This is a genomic window from Agrococcus sp. Marseille-P2731 (genome assembly GCF_900117395.1).
GTDB lineage: Bacteria > Actinomycetota > Actinomycetes > Actinomycetales > Microbacteriaceae > Agrococcus.
The window spans coordinates 515230-531391 of record NZ_FPEG01000003.1; the positions used below are offsets into that span (position 1 = coordinate 515230).

The following is a 16162-nucleotide window of genomic DNA, read 5'->3' on the forward strand; positions in this document are numbered from 1 at the left end:
TCCTGCCGCCCGGTGCTCAGCGTCGCCGCGCGAGCCACTCCTCGAACGTGACGCGGCCCCGGTGCTGCTCGGTGAAGTTGGCGCCCGAGCGCAGGTAGTCGAGCAGCGACGGCGGGAACGGACCGTTGACGATGAGCCCGCGCGCGCCGGTCGCCGCCTGCCACGACTTCGCGAGCTCGCGCGAGAGCCGCACCTGCGGCCCGGCGATCTCGATGAAGCGCTTGCCGCTCGGCTCGAGCGCCTCGTCCGCGCACAGGTCGGCCACCTCGCTCACCGCGACCGGCTGCATCCGGCCGCCGAGCACGACCGGGATCGCGCCGAGCGCCGAGCCGGCCTCGAACTGGTCGACCGACCACTCGTGGAACTGCGCGGCACGCACGACCGCCACCTCGAGCGGCGCGTCGAGGTAGGTGAGCTCCTGCTCGTGCTTGCGCCGGTGGTACGAGAGCTTGGAGCGGTCGACGCCGAGGATCGAGAGCAGCACCGCCCGCTGGACGCCGGCGCGCTCAGCCGCCGAGACGACGTTGCGCGCGCCGATCGTGAAGGGCTTCGGGTCGATGGGGTTGCGCGAGTTGACGGCGTCGACGATCACCTCTGCGCCGGCGAGCGCCTGGTCGAGGCCATCGCCGGAGACGATGTCGGCCTGGACGCCGGAGGCCCCGGCGATGGCCTTGCCCGACCGCGACATGGGGTGCACGTCGGCACCCCGCCGCGCCAGAGCCCGCACGATGGCTGAGCCCGCGTTTCCAGATCCGCCGATCACGACGATGCGCATGGCCCAACGCTACGCCAGCCCCCGCACAACGCAAGCCGGGAGCGCAGCCTGCACGCAGGACGGCCCGGATCGCGAAGATCCAAGCCGTCCTTGCCGCTGCGGGCTTGCGTTGTGCGGGGGCTGGCGTAGCGTTGGGCCATGCGCATCGTCGTGATCGATGCTGCCGGGGCCGGCGGCGCGGTGAGCGTGTCGAGCAGGTCGTCGCCGGGCGTGACGGGGATCATCGGCGCCTCGATCTCTGCCCGGTCCAGCAGCTGCTGGGTGCGCTTGCGGCGCGCCGGGGCGATCACGGTGACGACGCGGCCGTCGTTGCCTGCGCGGCCCGTGCGGCCTGCGCGGTGCAGGTAGGTCTTGTACTCGTCCGGCGGGTCGGCCTGCACGACGAGCGCGATGTCGTCGATGTGGATGCCACGGGCAGCGACATCGGTCGCGACCAGGACGTCGACCTTGCCGCGCTTGAGCTTCTCGAGCGAGCGGTTGCGCTTCGCCTGCGTGAGGTCGCCGTGGAGGCTGACCGCGGCGATGCCCGCATCGTCGAACTGCTCTGCGAGGCGCTCGGCGTATGCGCGGGTGCGGGTGAAGACCACGATGCGACCGGGGTTGCGCACGATCTGCTCGAGCACCGCATCCTTGTCGTAGCGGTCGGTGACGAGGATCTGGTGGTCGATCGTCGACGTGGACTGCTCCTCACCGGCGACCTCGTGCACCGCCGGCTTGGGCAGGAACTCCTTGACGATGGTCTGCACCTCGGAGTCGAGGGTCGCCGAGAAGAGCAGCTTCTGGCTGCCGGGCTTGGTGCGACGCAGGATGCGCTGCACAGGCTCGAGGAACCCGAGCTCGCACATGTGGTCGGCCTCGTCGACCACCGCGACCTCGACCGCGCCGAGGTTCAGCTTGCGCTGCTCGACGAGGTCCTCGATGCGGCCCGGCGTGCCGATGACGATGTCGACGCCGCGGCGCAGGCCCTCGACCTGGCGATCCTGCTTGACGCCGCCGACGATGACGGTCGTGAAGATCCCGACCTCGCGGCCGAGCGTCATGATCGTGTGGTTCAGCTGCTGCGCGAGCTCGCGCGTCGGAGCCAGCACGAGCGCACGCGGCGCCCGGCCGATCTCGCGGCGCTCGGAGCGGCCGCGCAGGAGCATCTCGACGATCGGAGCGCCGAAGGCGATGCTCTTGCCGGAGCCCGTGCGACCGCGGCCGAGCACGTCGCGACCGCCGAGCACGTCGGGGATGGTGGCGGCCTGGATCGGGAAGGGCGACACGGCACCCATGCCGGTCAGAGCCCGCGCGATGCTCTCGCCGATGCCGAGGTCGGCGAAGGTCACGCCCTCGACGTCCTCAGCGCGGATCGAGGTCGCCTCGAGGCGCTCGAGCACCACGTCGTCCTTGGACTGGAAGGGGTTCGACTCCTTCGAGGGGTAGTACGTGCTGTCGCGTCGGGGCTGCTCGTCGAAGCGGTCGCGGCGAGGCGGGCGGCTGTCGGCGTCGCGGCGGGGGGCCCGGTCGTCGCGGCGGGGCGCGCGGTCGTCGAAGCGACGCTCGACCTGCTCGCGACGGTCGCTGAAGCGGTCGTCACGACGAGGAGCGCGGTCATCGCGGCGGGGAGCGCGGTCGTCCCTGCGGGGGGCGCGGTCGTCGAAGCGACGCTCACCCTGCTCGCGGCGGTCGCCGGAGCGGTCGTCACGTCGGGGGGCGCGGTCGTCCCGACGCGGGGCGCGGTCGTCCCGACGGGGCGCGCGGTCGTCGAAGCGGCGCTCTCCGCGCTCCTCGCGGCGCGGGCCGCGGTCGTCGAAGCGACGCTCACCCTGCTCGCGGCGGTCGCCGAAGCGGTCGTCGCGACGGGGTGCACGGTCGTCACGGCGCGGGCCGCGGTCGTCGAAGCGACGCTCACCCTGCTCGCGGCGGTCGCCGAAGCGGTCGTCGCGACGGGGCGCACGGTCGTCACGGCGCGGGCCGCGGTCGTCGAAGCGACGCTCACCCTGCTCGCGGCGAGCGCCGAAGCGGTCGTCCCGACGGGGCGCGTCATCGCGGCGAGGCGCGCGGTCGTCGAAGCGGCGCGCACCGCGGTCGTGCGCTGCCGAGGAGCTGCCGCGGCCGTTGTGCTCGTCCCGGGCGCGGTCGAAGCCGCGCGGGCGCTCGCCGCGGTGCAGGCGATCGTCGCCCTGGTGGTCGCGACCGCCCTGGCCGCCACCGCGGGTGCGGAACGACGGCCCGCGGCCGGCGTCGCGGTTGCGCTCCTCCGGCGGGGTCCAGTTGGGTCGGCCGGAGCTCGTGCGGCCGCCGCCCTGGGCGCGGTCGCGGTCGTCGCGGTTCCAGCGGCCCTTCGAGGGCTGCTCGCCGCGGAACCCGCGGTGGCCCTCGCTGCGCGAGCCGGGGCGGCTGTTGCGGTCGTTGGATCGGGGGGCGCCCTGGGGGCGCGAGTCGTTACGGGGCATTGCTCGCATCTCTGTGCGCGCGAGGATCTCCTCGCGCTGGTCGTGCCGCATTCATCGCGGGGATCTGGTCAACCGCGAGTGCGCTCGCGGGAACTCCGGCCGCGGTGACACTCCATTGCGACGCACATGCGTCTGTCCCGAGCCGACCCATCCATCGTAGAGCACTGCCGCGACGCGCGACAGGGGCAATCGGTGCGCTCAGCCCGGCTGGTCCGTGGCTCGCTGCCCGTCGCGCATGATCGACGCCGTCCACTGCCGCCCGTCGAACCAGCGCGCATCGGCGCGCCGGAAGGGATCCGGGTACCAGCTCGGCGGCGCCTGCCCGGTGCCCGGCGCGAGCCCGATCGGCTGCGGAGCGCCGTCGTGCTGCGACGCGGCCGCCTGCTGCTCGACGTGCTGCTGCGCCTGCCACGCGTCGTGGACGCGCCGCTGCGCGTCGGCGGCCTCCTGCTCGAGCCGCTGGAACTCCGCAGGAGTCGGGATGGGCGGCGCCTGCTTGTCATCGGCGGGATGCTCGCGGCCGTAGACGTCGCGCTCGACGCGCTGCGGACGCTGCCCGAACGATGGAGCCTGCTGCGCGCGGGGGCGAGGGCCGAGATGTGTCGGCGCCTGCGGCGAGGACGACCGCACCGGATCCACGCGCGCGCCCTGCTCACGACCGAAGACGGAGGACTGCGTGGGCACCGAGCCCGTGGACCCCGGCATCGGGCCGACGGCCGGGGTCGGCGCGGTCGCCGGCGCAGCCGCCTGCTGCGCGGGCGCCGAGCCGGAGAACGTGACCGAGGGTGCGGAGGCCCCGCTCGGCGGCTGCAGCGTGCGCGCGTCGCGCGCCGCGTAGTAGTGCATGGAGGAGTCGGAGGGCCACTGGCCGTCGATCCGCAGGAGCGAGCGGCCTCCGGGCGAGAGCGGCGGCACGAAGGTGAGGCGCGTGCCGGTGCCCGCGGGCGACCGCACCGTGATCGTCGCGCCCTCGATCTCGCCGGAGGCGCGGGTGACGTAGACCGTGACGGGCAGGTCGCCCGCTGGCACGTGCAGGGTGATGTCGCCCCAGTCGAGCGGAGCGCGGAGCCCCCCGACGTCCAGGGTGGGTGGCTGGCGGTAGGCGTCGAGCCTGCCGTCCTCCGGCGCCGAGTGGACGATCAGGAAGCTCGGCATCCAGCCCCTCCGATCGGTCCACACCTCGGCGCGGGGTCACGCTCCCGCACCCGGGCCCCGTGCCGGGCGCCCTCGAACGGGCCCATTCAACCAACAGCACCCCGCGCATCCGCTGAGAGCCACGCATGCGGCGTCGGTGCTCACCCCTCGCCGGCAGCCACCAGCTCGCCGCGCCGCTGGGCGCGCGTGCCCGTTCCGCGGCGAACTCGGCGCCGCTCGATGGCGCCCTCGACGAGCAGGTAGAGCACCGGCAGGACGATGAGCGTGAGCAGGGTCGACGAGATGAGCCCGCCGATGACGACGATCGCGAGCGGCTGCGAGATGAAGCCGCCCTGACCGGTGAGGCCAGCCGCCATCGGGATGAGCGCGAAGATCGTCGCCGCCGCGGTCATGAGGATCGGTCGCAGGCGCCGCTCGGCGCCCTCCACGAGCGCGTCGCGCACCGAGAGCCCGCGATCCCGGTACTGGTTGACGAGGTCGATGAGCACGATCGCGTTCGTGACGACGATGCCGACGAGCATCAGCACGCCCACCATCGACGCGACCCCGAGCGGCACCCCGGTGATGAGCTGCATCGCGATGGCACCGGTGGCCGCGAACGGCACCGACACCAGCAGCAGGAACGGCTGCAGCAGGCTCTTGAAGGTCGCGACCATGACCACGTAGACGAGCAGGATCGCGATCAGCGCCGCGATCCCGAGCTGCGTGAACGCATCCGTGATCTGCGTCGCGACGCCGCCGATCGACGCTGTCGCGCCGTCGTCGAGGTCGAGCGCGTCGAGCTCGACCTGCAGCGCCGCGGAGACCCCGCCGACGTCCGCCGCGTCCGGCGTCACCGTGACGGTCGCCGTGCGGTTGCCGTCGCTCGTCTCGATGGCGACGGGGCCGGTGATCTCGGTGACCTCTGCGACGTCGGCGAGCGGCAGCGGGCCGTTCGGCGTCGGCAGCTCGAGGTCGCGCAGCTCGTCGAGCGTCGCGGCCGGAGCGATCGCGTCGAGGTAGATGCTCACCACGGCGCCCTCGAGCTGGATGTCGCCGATCGGCGTCGGCTGCATCGCCTGCGCGACGAGGCCGGAGACCGCTGCCTCGCTGAGGCCCAGGCTCGCGGCGTACTCGCGGTCGACCGCGACCTGCACGAGCGGCTGCGCGCCCTCGAGCGAGTCGGTCACCTGGGCGACGCCGTCGATGTCGGCCATCGACTCGGCGACGGATGCGGTGGCGGCCTCGACGACCTCGGGCGTCGGCCCCTGCACCTCGATCGTGATGTCGCTGCCGCCCAGGCCCGCGGACTGACCGACGGTCACCTCGCCCGATGCCGCGTCACCCAGCTCGATGATGTCTGCGCGCAGCGCCTCCATGTCAGTGCCGTCGGCGGCGATCACGCCGTAGGAGATCGAGCCGCCGCTGCCGCCGCCCGTGAAGGCCGCGAAGCGCCCGCCGCCCGCCACGGTCGCCGAGACCGTCTCGACGCCGTCGACCTCCTCCAGCTGTGCCGAGAGCTGCTCCGCCGCATCCAGCTGCGTGTCGAGCGAGGCGCCCGGCTCGAGCGACTGCGACAGCTGCACGGTCGTCTGCCCGTCGTCCCCCAGGAAGTTGATGGCCATGAGCGGCACGGCCGCGATGCTCGCGCCCAGGATCGCCACCGCGCCGACGAGCACGAGCCAGGGCTTGCGGAGGGTCGCCAGCAGCACCGGTCGGTAGCCGCGCCGCAGGCGATCGGGCCGCTCGTCGAGGGCGCCGGGCTCGGCCGCCGGCGCGGCGTGCGCGGCGCGCGTCGCGGCCGCGCCCGCGGGCTGCGGGCCGGATGCGCGGCGTCGCCCGAACAGGCCGCGTCGGGTGACCGGCGCAGCAGCGTCGCGCTCCGCCTCGGCGGCCGCAGCCTGGGCCTCGGCGGCGCGCGCCTCCGCCTCGACCGCCGCCTTCGGCCGCCGCAGCAGCCAGTAGGCGAGCACCGGCACGATCGTCAGCGCGATGGCGAGCGACGACAGCAGCGCGATCGTGACGGTGAAGGCGAAGGGCCGGAACAGCTCGCCGGTGATGTCGCTGACGAACGCGAGCGGCAGGAACACGATCACGCTCGTGATGGTCGAGGCGGTGATGGCGCCCGCGACCTCGCGCACCGCATCCAGAATCGCCTTCGACTTCGAGGGCTGGAAGCCCAGGTGCCGCTTGATGTTCTCGATCACGACGATCGAGTCGTCGACCACGCGGCCGATCGAGATGGTGAGGGCGCCGAGCGTGAGCACGTTGAGCGAGAAGCCCGCTCCCCACATGCCGATGAAGGTCATCAGCACCGACATGGGGATGGAGATCGCCGTCACGATCGTGGGCCGCACCGACCAGAGGAAGATGAGGATGACGATCACGGCGAAGGCGAGGCCGAGGACGCCCTCGACCGCGAGCGCCTCGATCGAGTGCTCGATGTACGGGGCCTGGTCGAGGATCGTCGTGATCGAGACGTCGTCGCCGAGCTCGGCCTGCACGGCGGGCAGCAGCTCCTGCACCGCGTGCGAGACGTCGACGGTGTTGGACGCCTGCGTCTTCGTGATCGAGAGGATCACGGCCGGCTCGCCGTCGACGAGCGCGATCGACGAGACCGGATCCTCGGCGAGCTCGACGTCGGCCATGTCGCTGATCGTGGCGCTCTGCCCAGCCGTGCCGCCCGAGAGCGGCAGCGCCGCGATGTCGTCGACCGATCCCAGCCGCTCGCCGATCTGCACGCTGAGCGTCTGCCCGTCGTCGTCGACCGTGCCGCCAGGCAGCAGCTGGCCGTGCTCGTCGATCGCGTCGGAGATGCTCTGGCGCGAGAGGCCCTGCGCGGCGAGCGCCTCGTCGTCGGGGCTGATCGTGACGCGCTGACCGGGTGCGCCCTGCAGCTGCACGGCGCGCACGCCGTCGGTGCGCTCGAGCTGCGGCACCGCGATCGTCTCGATGCGGTCGACCAGCTCGGCGGTCGAGTCGGCGTCGCTGCCGGAGATGGCGATCTGCAGCACCGGGAAGTCGGCGATCGAGCCCGTCAGCACGGTCGACTCGGCGCCGGAGGGCAGCTGCCCCGCGATGCGGTTGACCGCCTGCTGCACGCGCTGCTCGGTGGTCGGGATGTTGCTGCCGTAGGCGAACTCGGCGATGACGAAGCTCGAGCCAGACGACGAGGTGCCGCTCGTGCCCTCCAGGCCCGGCACCGACTGCACCGCCGCCTCGATGGGCGAGGTGATGTCCTCGCTGATGATCTCGGGGCTCGCTCCCGGCAGCGTCGTGGTGACGACGACCGCGGGCAGCTCGAGCTCGGGCGTGAGCTCGGTCTTCAGGCTCGTGAGCGCGACGCCGCCGAAGATGGCGATGCAGATCGTGACGAGGGCGACGAGCGCCTTGTTCTTCATGCTGGCGAGCGAGAGCAGATGCACCTGCCGATCCTCCCATCAACGGTCGAGGGGCGGATCCGGCGACCACCGCATCCGCCCCTCAACCGACTATGAATCGGCTAGCCCCTGCGCGTCGCGGCGAAGGCGTGCATCGCGTCGCGCACGTACGCCGCGCCCTCGGTGCCGCCGTAGCTCGCCGCGAACCGCTCGTCGGCGACGTACATGTCGCCGAGGCCCGCGAAGGCGTCGAGCTCTGGCTCGCGCTGCCAGCCCGCGCCCACCCAGCGGTAGTGCCGCTCGGCGAGCGCCTGCACCGCGTCGGAGTCGGCGGCCTCGCCCGCGTCGCGCGCTGCGGCGTAGCCGGCGACGAGCGCGAGGTGCTCCTGCTGGAACGCCTGCCGCTCGGCGTCGGACTGCCGGCCCCACCACTCGTCGCTGCGCTTCCAGGCATCGACGCCCCATCGCTCGCTCACCTCCTGCTCGTACTGGCTGTGATCGAAGCCGTCGAGCGCTGCTTCTGCCTCCATTGCCGTTCCTCTCTCTCGTGCCCGCAGCGTCTGCTGAACGGCGCGGATCTGTCGTCGGATGCGTGTCGCCTCGCGCTCGAGGTCGACGAGGTGGGCCGCGAGCGCCTCCTCGTCGGATGCGCGCTCGAGGCTCTCGGCGATCGCGGGGATGCCCACGCCGAGCCCGCGCAGCAGCAGGATGCGCTGCAGCCGGGTGAGCGATGCCTCGTCGTACCAGCGCATCCCACCCGCGTCGGTGCGGGCGGGGTGCAGGATGCCCACGGCGTCGTAGTGCCGCAGCGTGCGGCTCGAGATGCCCGCGAGCTTCGAGATGCGCTGGATCGACCACTCCATGGCGACGACGCTATGTGTTGACGCTGCGTCAACGTCAAGCGTGAGCGATCGGATGCGCGCAGGGCGCTTTGAAGACCGGCATACGCTGGTGCGATGCAGCTGCGATCGGTGCTCGCCGTCTTCGTCGGCGGGGCGCTCGGCACGGCGGCCCGGGCGTTGCTGCAGGACGCCGTGCCGGAGTGGTGGCTGCTCTTCGCCGTGAACGCGCTCGGCTCCGCGCTGCTCGGCATCGCGGTCGCGACGCTGACCGGCTCGCCCGCGTGGGTGCGGCACGGGGTCGGGGCAGGCTTCCTGGGCGGCTTCACGACCTTCAGCGCGGTCGCGGTCGCGAGCGTCAGCGCCACGGCGAGCTCGGGCGGCTGGGCGACCGTCGTCCCGGCGCTGCCCGGCATCGCGCTCGCGGTCGGCATGCTCGCCGTGAGCCTGCTGGGCGCGTGGGCGGGGCTCGCGATCGGGCGCCGCCTGAGGCACCGGATCCGTCCGAGGAGAGGCGGGGTCGCGTGACACCGCTCGAGCTGCTCGGCATCGCCGCGGCCGGCGGCGCCGGGGCCGTGCTGCGCTTCGCCGCCGGTGCGCTCGATCGCGACCGCCCGGCGCGCGCGACCATGGCGGTCAACCTCGTCGCGAGCCTCCTCGCCGGCTTCTGCACGACGCTGCTGCCGCTCGACGAGGCGTGGCGCGTCGTGCTGCTCACCGGGTTCTGCGCAGGCTTCTCGACGTACTCGGCCTTCGCCGTGCAGGCCGTGGAGCAGCTCGAGCGGCGTCGCTCCGGGCGAGCCGCCGCGACCGTCGCGCTCACGCTCGTCGGCGGCGGTGCGGCCGCCGCGCTCGGCATGCTGCTCGGAGCGCTCGTCGCCCCAGCGATCGCGATCTGACCGCAGTGCACATGCCGTGCTCCGGCACAGGCGATCGACAGCCGCGGTGATACGATGCAGGTTGGACTTGGAAGAGGAAGTTCTCCCACCGTCCGTCGGCCACAGCGAGCCGGCGCCAGTAGCAAGGGGGTCCAGCATGGGTCGTGGTCGCCAGAAGGCAAAGCACACGAAGATCGCGCGTGAGCTGAAGTCGTTCAGCCCTGACGTGAACTACAACGCGCTCCAGGCAGAGCTGGGCGGTGCGGATAGCTCCGTCGAGATCGACAAGTGGGCCGACTACGCCGGCTACGACGCCGAGAGCGACGACTACGCTGACGAGTACCAGACGGGCCGCACCGCCTGAGCTGACACGATCGGCTTCAGGCGCTCAGAGCAGCGAAGGAGCTGATCGTTCGTGACCTCGCACGCCATCACCAACGGCAAGAGGGTCGAGCCGACCGAGGTCGGCAGCCACGCCACCGCCACCGCGCCGGTCTTCGAATCGCTGTCGGTGCTCGACCTGTTCAAGATCGGCATCGGCCCTTCGTCGTCGCACACCGTCGGGCCGATGCGCGCCGCCCTCGACTTCGTCGGGCAGCTCGACGCCACGGGCAGGTTCGACGACGCCGTCCGGCTGCGGGTCGACCTGCTCGGCTCGCTGGGCGCCACGGGCTCCGGGCACGGCACCGACACCGCCATCATCCTGGGCCTCTCGGGGCTCGCGCCCGACACGGTCGAGACCGAGCAGATCGCCGCGACGCTCCAGGCAGTGCGCTCCTCCGGCGAGCTCTCCCTCGGCGGTCGCACGCCCATCCCCTTCGACGAGGCGAAGGTGTTCGTGTTCCGGCCGCTCACCGTGCGCCGCGAGCACCCGAACGCGCTTCGCATCACGGCCTACGACGCATCCGACGACGTCGTCGCGACGGCCGGCTACTACTCGATCGGCGGCGGCTTCGTCATGCGGCACGACGCGGGCGACGTGCTCTCCCCCGTGCCCGCGCCAGCCGCGCAGGCGCATCCTGTCGCGCATCCGTTCACCAACGGCGACCAGCTGGTCGCCCTGTGCCGCGAGACCGGTCTCTCGGTCGCCGAGCTGATGCTCGAGAACGAGACGGCCTGGCGCTCGCGGGAGGAGACCGTCGCGCAGCTCGAGCGCATCTGGGTGGTGATGCAGGAGTGCGTCGCGCACGGCATCGAGACGCCCGGGATCCTGCCGGGCGGGCTCGACGTGAAGCGGCGCTCGAAGGAGTGGCACGCGAAGCTGCTCGAGCGCGATGCCGCACCGAAGGCCGGCAGGCCCGACCTGCTCGAGGGCATGGAGTGGGTCAACCTCTATGCGCTCGCCGTCAACGAGGAGAACGCCGCGGGCGCGCGCGTGGTCACCGCGCCCACGAACGGCGCAGCCGGCATCATCCCGGCGGTCATGCACTACGCCGACCGCTTCGCGAACTGCGCCGAGGACGAGCTGCCGTGGCAGGTGCGGTTCCTGCTCGTGGCGGGCGCCATCGGCATCATCATCAAGTCGAACGCCTCCATCTCGGGCGCCGAGGTCGGCTGCCAGGGCGAGGTCGGTTCGGCGTGCGCGATGGCCGCAGCGGGCTTCGCCGCGGTGCTGGGCGCGACGCCCGAGCAGATCGAGAACGCCGCGGAGATCGGCATCGAGCACAACCTCGGCCTCACGTGCGACCCGATCAAGGGTCTCGTGCAGATCCCCTGCATCGAGCGCAACGCGATGGCGAGCGTCAAGGCCATCAACGCCGCGCGCATGGCGAAGCAGGGCGACGGCACGCACTACGTCTCGCTCGACACCGCGGTCGAGACGATGCGGCGCACGGGCGCCGACATGAGCGACAAGTACAAGGAGACGGCGCTCGGCGGCCTGGCGGTCGCCTACATCGAGTGCTGAGGCATGCGGCGGTCACGCCCGCCCACAGCCTGCGCTCGTGCCGGAGACGACGAACGGCCCGCCTCTCGGCGGGCCGTCCTGGCCTTCGCGGGGTTCGCGCGGCTCAGTAGCCGTAGCTCGAGGCGAACGCGGCGATGATGATGATCGGCACCACGATGGTCCAGAACACGATGTTCCAGATGAAGCCGAGGATCGAGAGCACGAGGCCCCAGATCGCCATCGTCTTGGCAGCGGGCTCCTTGGCGAGGCCGATGCCGGAGAGCACGGCGCCGGCGATCGCGTTGAGGAACAGCGGCAGGATGATGCTGGAGATGCCGAGGATGAGGCCCCACAGCGAGAGCGTCTTGCTCGTCGACGCGGGCGCGCCGTAGCCGCCGTAGGACTGGTCGGTGGGCTGGTAGGCCTGGTAGCCGGCCGCGGGCTGCGCGGGCTGCTGAGCGGGCTGCTCCGGGGGCATGTAGGTCATGGGGTGTCCTCGCGTGATGGGATGCGGGTGCAGGGGACGCGAGCGCGTCGCCCACAGCCTATTGGCAAGCGCCCCGCGGGCGCGCGCGAGCGCGAGCGGCGTCAGCTCAGGAGAGCGCGCCGAAGAGCATCGCCCCGAAGAAGGCGCCGAACGGCAGCAGGTACACGAGCAGCACCAGCAGCAGCCCGAGGGCGGAGCAGACCGTGCCGATCATCGCCATCACCCGCCCGGCGGGCTCGCGCCTGAGCGCGACGAGGCCGAAGACGACACCGAGCACGGGCACCACCACCAGGAGCCACGCGAACAGCACCGAGCACAGCCCCAGCACGAGCGCCGTGATGGACAGGCCCCGCGCCGGCTGAGCGATGTACGCATAGGTGGGCGCCTGATAGACGGGCATGCCGTAGGGCATGACCTGCGACGCTTGGGCGGCCGCGGGGTGGATCAGCGGTGCATCGCGGCCGTCGAAGGCTGCGGTCTGCGGTGGCGCGTAGCGCTGAGGCGCTGGCGCCGGGGCGTACCTCGCAGGGTGCTGCGCGGGCGCTGATCCTTGCCGCGCGCCATGCGCCTGCGGCCGAGTCTCGTGCTCACGCGGCCGGAATCGGTCGGGATCCGAGGGCATCCCGCCACCTCCTTCGCGATCGAGACGCACCGTGCACCGGGGCGCCCAAGCTCGTGCCACCGTACGCCGCTGGCGTCGGCGCAACCTGGACGCGGGCGGGCAATCTCCGGTACGCCGCCTCCGTGACCCACTGCCGCATCAGCGATAGTGGCCCGTCAGTCGCACGGCGCCGCCGTCGACGCCCTTGGCGCCCTGCACCCAGCCCTGTCCGCCGCCGAGGGCTTGCGCCCGCGCGACGCTGCCCACCGCGAACGCCGGGATCCCCGCCTGCTCGCTGCGCGCGATCACGGCATCGGCATCGGCGGCGTCGACGACCGCGAGCATGCCGAGGCCGAGGTTCCACGTGCCCTCGGCCTCCGTGAGCGGGAAGCCGCCGAGCGCCGCGAGCGCCGCGAAGACCTCCGGCACCTGCCAGCCGGCGCGATCGATCTCGACGGCGGAGCCCTGCGGCAGCACGCGCGCGAGGTTCGCCGCGATGCCACCACCGGTCACGTGCGAGATCGAGCGGATGCCGAGGCCGGCATCGAGCATGCCGAGCAGCGGGAGCGTGTACAGCCGGGTCGGCTCGAGCAGCGCCTCTGCGGCGATGCCGCCGAGCTCGTCGACCCGGTCCGTGAGCGCGATGCCGCGCTCGGCGAGCACGTGGCGCACGAGGGAGAAGCCGTTCGAGTGCAGCCCGGAGGACGCCATGGCGACCACGACGTCACCGGTCCCCACGCGCTCGGCGCCCAGCACCGCATCCGCCTCGACCACACCGACGGCGGCACCGGCGACGTCGTAGTCGTCGGGTTCCATCACGCCCGGGTGCTCGGCGGTCTCGCCGCCGACGAGCGCGGTGCCCGTGGCCTCGCAGGCCTCGGCGATGCCGCGCACGATGTCGGCGATGCGCTCGGGCACCACGCGGCCCGTGGCGATGTAGTCGGTCATGAACAGCGGCTTCGCGCCGACCACGACGATGTCGTCGACGACCATGCCGACGAGGTCCTGCCCGATGGTGTCGTGCTTGTCGATCGCCTGCGCGAGCGCGATCTTCGTGCCGACGCCATCGGTCGAGGTCGCGAGCAGCGGTTTCCTGTACGTGCCGACCGCCGAGAGGTCGAACAGTCCGGCGAAGCCGCCGAAGCCGCCCAGCACCCCTGGGCCGTGCGTGCGCGAGACCGCGGCCTTCATGAGCTCCACAGCGCGGTCGCCCGCCCCGGTGTCGACGCCGGCGGACGCATACGGATCGGTCATGCCTCCAGGCTACCGAGCGCGACGTGCGCTCCGGTGCCGCGCCCCGGCCCTGCGCGGACAGCGCCAGATGGCAGGATGGGCCACGGCACACCCACCCACTGTCGATGGAGACGTCCATGCACGCACTCGTGACCCGAGGCACGCCAGGACTCGAGCTGGTCGAGATCCCCGAGCCCGAGACGCCGCCCGGGCACGTGAAGGTGCGCGTGCTGCGCGCCGGCATCTGCGGCACCGACCTCCACATCGATGCCTGGGATGCGTGGGCGCAGTCGGCGGTGCAGCCGGGCGTGACCGTCGGGCACGAGTTCTGCGGCGAGATCGTGGAGATCGGCGAGGGCGTCACCGACTTCGCCGTCGGGCAGCTCATGAGCGGCGAGGGCCACGTCGTCTGCGGCCACTGCCGCAACTGCCGCGCCGGGCGACGCCACCTCTGCATCCGCACCTCGAACCTGGGCGTGCAGCGCGACGGCTGCTTCGCCGAGCTCGTCGTCATCCCGGCCTCGAACGTCTGGGTGCACCCGGGCGTGACGGCTGCGAGCGCCACCGAGCAGCAGCTCGACGTCTTCGGCATCTACGACCCCTTCGGCAACGCGGTGCACACGGCACTCAAGTTCCCGGTGATCGGCGAGGATGTGCTCGTCACCGGTGCCGGCCCGATCGGCCTGATGGCGGCGATGGTCGCGCGGCACGCGGGCGCCCGCCACATCGTGATCACCGATCTCGCGCAGGCGCGCCTCGAGCTCGCCCGCTCGCTCGGCTTCCGCGCGCTCGACCCGCGCGAGGAGGACCTGGCGGCCGTGCAGCGCGAGCTGGGCATGACCGAGGGGTTCGACGTCGCGCTCGAGATGTCGGGAGCGCCCGCGGCGCTCGTCGGCATCATCGAGAACCTCAACTTCGGCGGCCGGATGGCGATGCTCGGGCTGCCGTCAGCGCCCATCGAGCTCGACTTCGGCAAGGTCGTCTCGCACATGCTCACGATCCAGGGCATCTACGGTCGCGAGATGTTCGAGACCTGGTACGCCATGGCCGCGATGGCCCAGACGGGCCTCGACGTCTCCCCCGTCATCACCGACCGCTTCGCGTTCTCCGACTGGGAGCGCGCCTTCGACCGGGCCCGCGCGGGCAGCGCCGGCAAGGTCATCCTCGACTTCACCCGCTAAAGGAGACCCCGTGTTCTCGATCAAAGACTCCCTCGCCGACGAGCTCGCCGAGATCGAGGCCGCAGGCCTCACCAAGCGCGAGCGCGCCATCGACTCGCCGCAGGCCGCCACCGTCGTCGCTGGCGGGCGCGAGGTGCTCAACTTCTGCTCCAACAACTACCTGGGGCTCGCCGATCACCCCGAGATCGTCGCCGCAGCGAAGGCCGCGCTCGACGACTGGGGCTTCGGCATGGCCTCGGTGCGCTTCATCTGCGGCACGCAGACGCAGCACCTCGAGCTCGAGTCGCGGCTGGCGTCGTTCCTCGGCCAGGAGGCCTGCATCCTCTACTCGTCGTGCTTCGACGCGAACGGCGGGCTGTTCGAGACGCTGCTCGGCCCCGACGACGCCGTGATCTCGGACGCGCTGAACCACGCCTCGATCATCGACGGCATCCGGCTGTCGAAGGCGGCGCGCCACCGCTACGCGAACCGCGACATGGCAGAGCTCGAGGCGCGCCTGCAGGACGCAGCCGGCGCCCGGCGCCGCCTGATCGTCACCGACGGCGTGTTCTCGATGGACGGCTACCTCGCACCCCTCGAGGCCATCTGCGACCTGGCCGAGCGCTACGACGCCATGGTCATGGTCGACGACTCGCACGCGGTCGGCTTCACCGGGCCGTCTGGCGCTGGCACCCCAGAGCACGCGGGCGTGCAGGATCGCGTCGACATCATCTCCGGCACGCTCGGCAAGGCGCTCGGCGGCGCCTCCGGCGGCTACATCGCCGCCCGCGCCGAGATCGTCGACCTGCTGCGCCAGCGCTCGCGCCCCTACCTCTTCTCCAACGCGCTCGCCCCCTCCGTGGTCGCCGGTTCGCTCAAGGCGCTCGACCTCGTCGAGGGCGCTGGCGAGCTGCGCGAGCAGCTGCAGCGCAACACGGCGCGATTCCGCGTCGGCATGGAGGAGGCAGGCTTCGAGCTGCTGCCCGGCGAGCACCCAATCACGGCAGTCATGTTCCACGACGCGCGGCTCGCTGCAGACATGGCGGATGCGATGCTCGCCGAGGGTGTCTACGTCACCGCGTTCTCGTTCCCCGTCGTGCCCCGCGGCGAGGCGCGCATCCGCGTGCAGCTCTCGGCGGCGCACTCGGACGCCGACGTAGACCGCGCGGTCGCCGCCTTCGCGGCGTCCCGCGAGCGCGTCGCGGGCTGAGCACACCCCCGCCCGCAGCGAAGCGGACCCCTTCCACCGGCAGGGACATGGTGCACCGGGTCGTGCTGGGTGGAAGGGGTCCTGCTTCCGCGCTCGCGCTCGCGGCGTGCTGAGCGCGGGGTCTCGTGACGCGTGCGACTGC

The 16162-nt window shown here is 72.4% G+C and carries 14 protein-coding genes; 6 read left to right on the top strand and 8 right to left on the bottom strand.

Features of this window, described 5'->3' with window-relative positions:
• Nucleotides 1-16 precede the first annotated feature (16 nt).
• The 5 genes from BQ6202_RS10635 to BQ6202_RS10655 all read right to left on the bottom strand — a co-directional run bounded on the left by BQ6202_RS10635 (nucleotide 17) and on the right by BQ6202_RS10655 (nucleotide 8590).
• Entirely contained in the window at nucleotides 17-775 is a 759-nt protein-coding gene (locus tag BQ6202_RS10635) for an SDR family oxidoreductase (RefSeq protein WP_072314425.1), read from the bottom strand.
• A complete protein-coding gene (locus BQ6202_RS10640; RefSeq protein ID WP_083587337.1) occupies nucleotides 760-3213 on the bottom strand; it encodes a DEAD/DEAH box helicase in 2454 nt (817 codons plus the stop codon). The genes BQ6202_RS10635 and BQ6202_RS10640 overlap by 16 nt, the downstream gene beginning before the upstream one ends.
• A gap of 198 nt (nucleotides 3214-3411) precedes the next feature.
• Nucleotides 3412-4368, bottom strand: a complete 957-nt coding sequence (locus tag BQ6202_RS10645) for a DUF2510 domain-containing protein (protein WP_072314427.1) — start codon at nucleotides 4366-4368, stop codon at nucleotides 3412-3414.
• A gap of 140 nt (nucleotides 4369-4508) precedes the next feature.
• A complete protein-coding gene (locus BQ6202_RS10650; RefSeq protein ID WP_072314428.1) occupies nucleotides 4509-7772 on the bottom strand; it encodes an efflux RND transporter permease subunit in 3264 nt (1087 codons plus the stop codon).
• Nucleotides 7773-7849: 77 nt separating this feature from the next.
• A complete protein-coding gene (locus BQ6202_RS10655; protein ID WP_072314429.1) occupies nucleotides 7850-8590 on the bottom strand; it encodes a MerR family transcriptional regulator in 741 nt (246 codons plus the stop codon).
• Nucleotides 8591-8683: 93 nt separating this feature from the next.
• Here BQ6202_RS10655 and BQ6202_RS10660 point away from each other — a divergent pair, with 93 nt between their 5' ends.
• From BQ6202_RS10660 to BQ6202_RS10675, 4 genes are all read left to right on the top strand, one after another.
• Nucleotides 8684-9094, top strand: a complete 411-nt coding sequence (locus BQ6202_RS10660) for a CrcB family protein (protein ID WP_072314430.1) — start codon at nucleotides 8684-8686, stop codon at nucleotides 9092-9094.
• On the top strand, nucleotides 9091-9465 hold the full coding sequence (locus tag BQ6202_RS14920; RefSeq protein ID WP_072314431.1) for a fluoride efflux transporter FluC: 375 nt from the start codon (nucleotides 9091-9093) through the stop codon (nucleotides 9463-9465). Before BQ6202_RS10660 ends, BQ6202_RS14920 begins: the two co-directional genes overlap by 4 nt.
• A 136-nt stretch (nucleotides 9466-9601) precedes the next feature.
• Nucleotides 9602-9808: a DUF3073 domain-containing protein gene (locus tag BQ6202_RS10670; protein WP_072314432.1), complete on the top strand. Its 207-nt coding sequence runs from the start codon at nucleotides 9602-9604 to the stop codon at nucleotides 9806-9808.
• 141 nt (nucleotides 9809-9949) lie between these two features.
• Nucleotides 9950-11350: an L-serine ammonia-lyase gene (locus BQ6202_RS10675; protein ID WP_072315112.1), complete on the top strand. Its 1401-nt coding sequence runs from the start codon at nucleotides 9950-9952 to the stop codon at nucleotides 11348-11350.
• Between the two features lie 103 nt (nucleotides 11351-11453).
• Here BQ6202_RS10675 and BQ6202_RS10680 read toward each other — a convergent pair whose 3' ends face one another.
• From BQ6202_RS10680 to purM, 3 genes are all read right to left on the bottom strand, one after another.
• Nucleotides 11454-11816, bottom strand: coding sequence for a hypothetical protein (locus BQ6202_RS10680; RefSeq protein ID WP_072314433.1), 363 nt, complete (start codon nucleotides 11814-11816; stop codon nucleotides 11454-11456).
• Between the two features lie 106 nt (nucleotides 11817-11922).
• The gene (locus BQ6202_RS10685) at nucleotides 11923-12228 is read right to left on the bottom strand and encodes a DUF4190 domain-containing protein (protein WP_072314434.1); all 306 of its coding nucleotides are present in this window, start codon (nucleotides 12226-12228) and stop codon (nucleotides 11923-11925) included.
• A 348-nt stretch (nucleotides 12229-12576) separates the two neighbouring features.
• Nucleotides 12577-13671 (bottom strand): phosphoribosylformylglycinamidine cyclo-ligase, encoded by a 1095-nt coding sequence (gene purM / locus BQ6202_RS10690; protein ID WP_072314435.1) that lies wholly within the window; start codon nucleotides 13669-13671, stop codon nucleotides 12577-12579.
• 116 nt (nucleotides 13672-13787) lie between these two features.
• Here purM and tdh point away from each other — a divergent pair, with 116 nt between their 5' ends.
• Both tdh and BQ6202_RS10700 read left to right on the top strand, forming a co-directional pair.
• Nucleotides 13788-14831 (top strand): L-threonine 3-dehydrogenase, encoded by a 1044-nt coding sequence (gene tdh, locus BQ6202_RS10695; RefSeq protein ID WP_072315113.1) that lies wholly within the window; start codon nucleotides 13788-13790, stop codon nucleotides 14829-14831.
• A 10-nt stretch (nucleotides 14832-14841) separates the two neighbouring features.
• The gene (locus BQ6202_RS10700; RefSeq protein WP_072314436.1) at nucleotides 14842-16020 is read left to right on the top strand and encodes a glycine C-acetyltransferase; all 1179 of its coding nucleotides are present in this window, start codon (nucleotides 14842-14844) and stop codon (nucleotides 16018-16020) included.
• Nucleotides 16021-16162 lie beyond the last annotated feature (142 nt).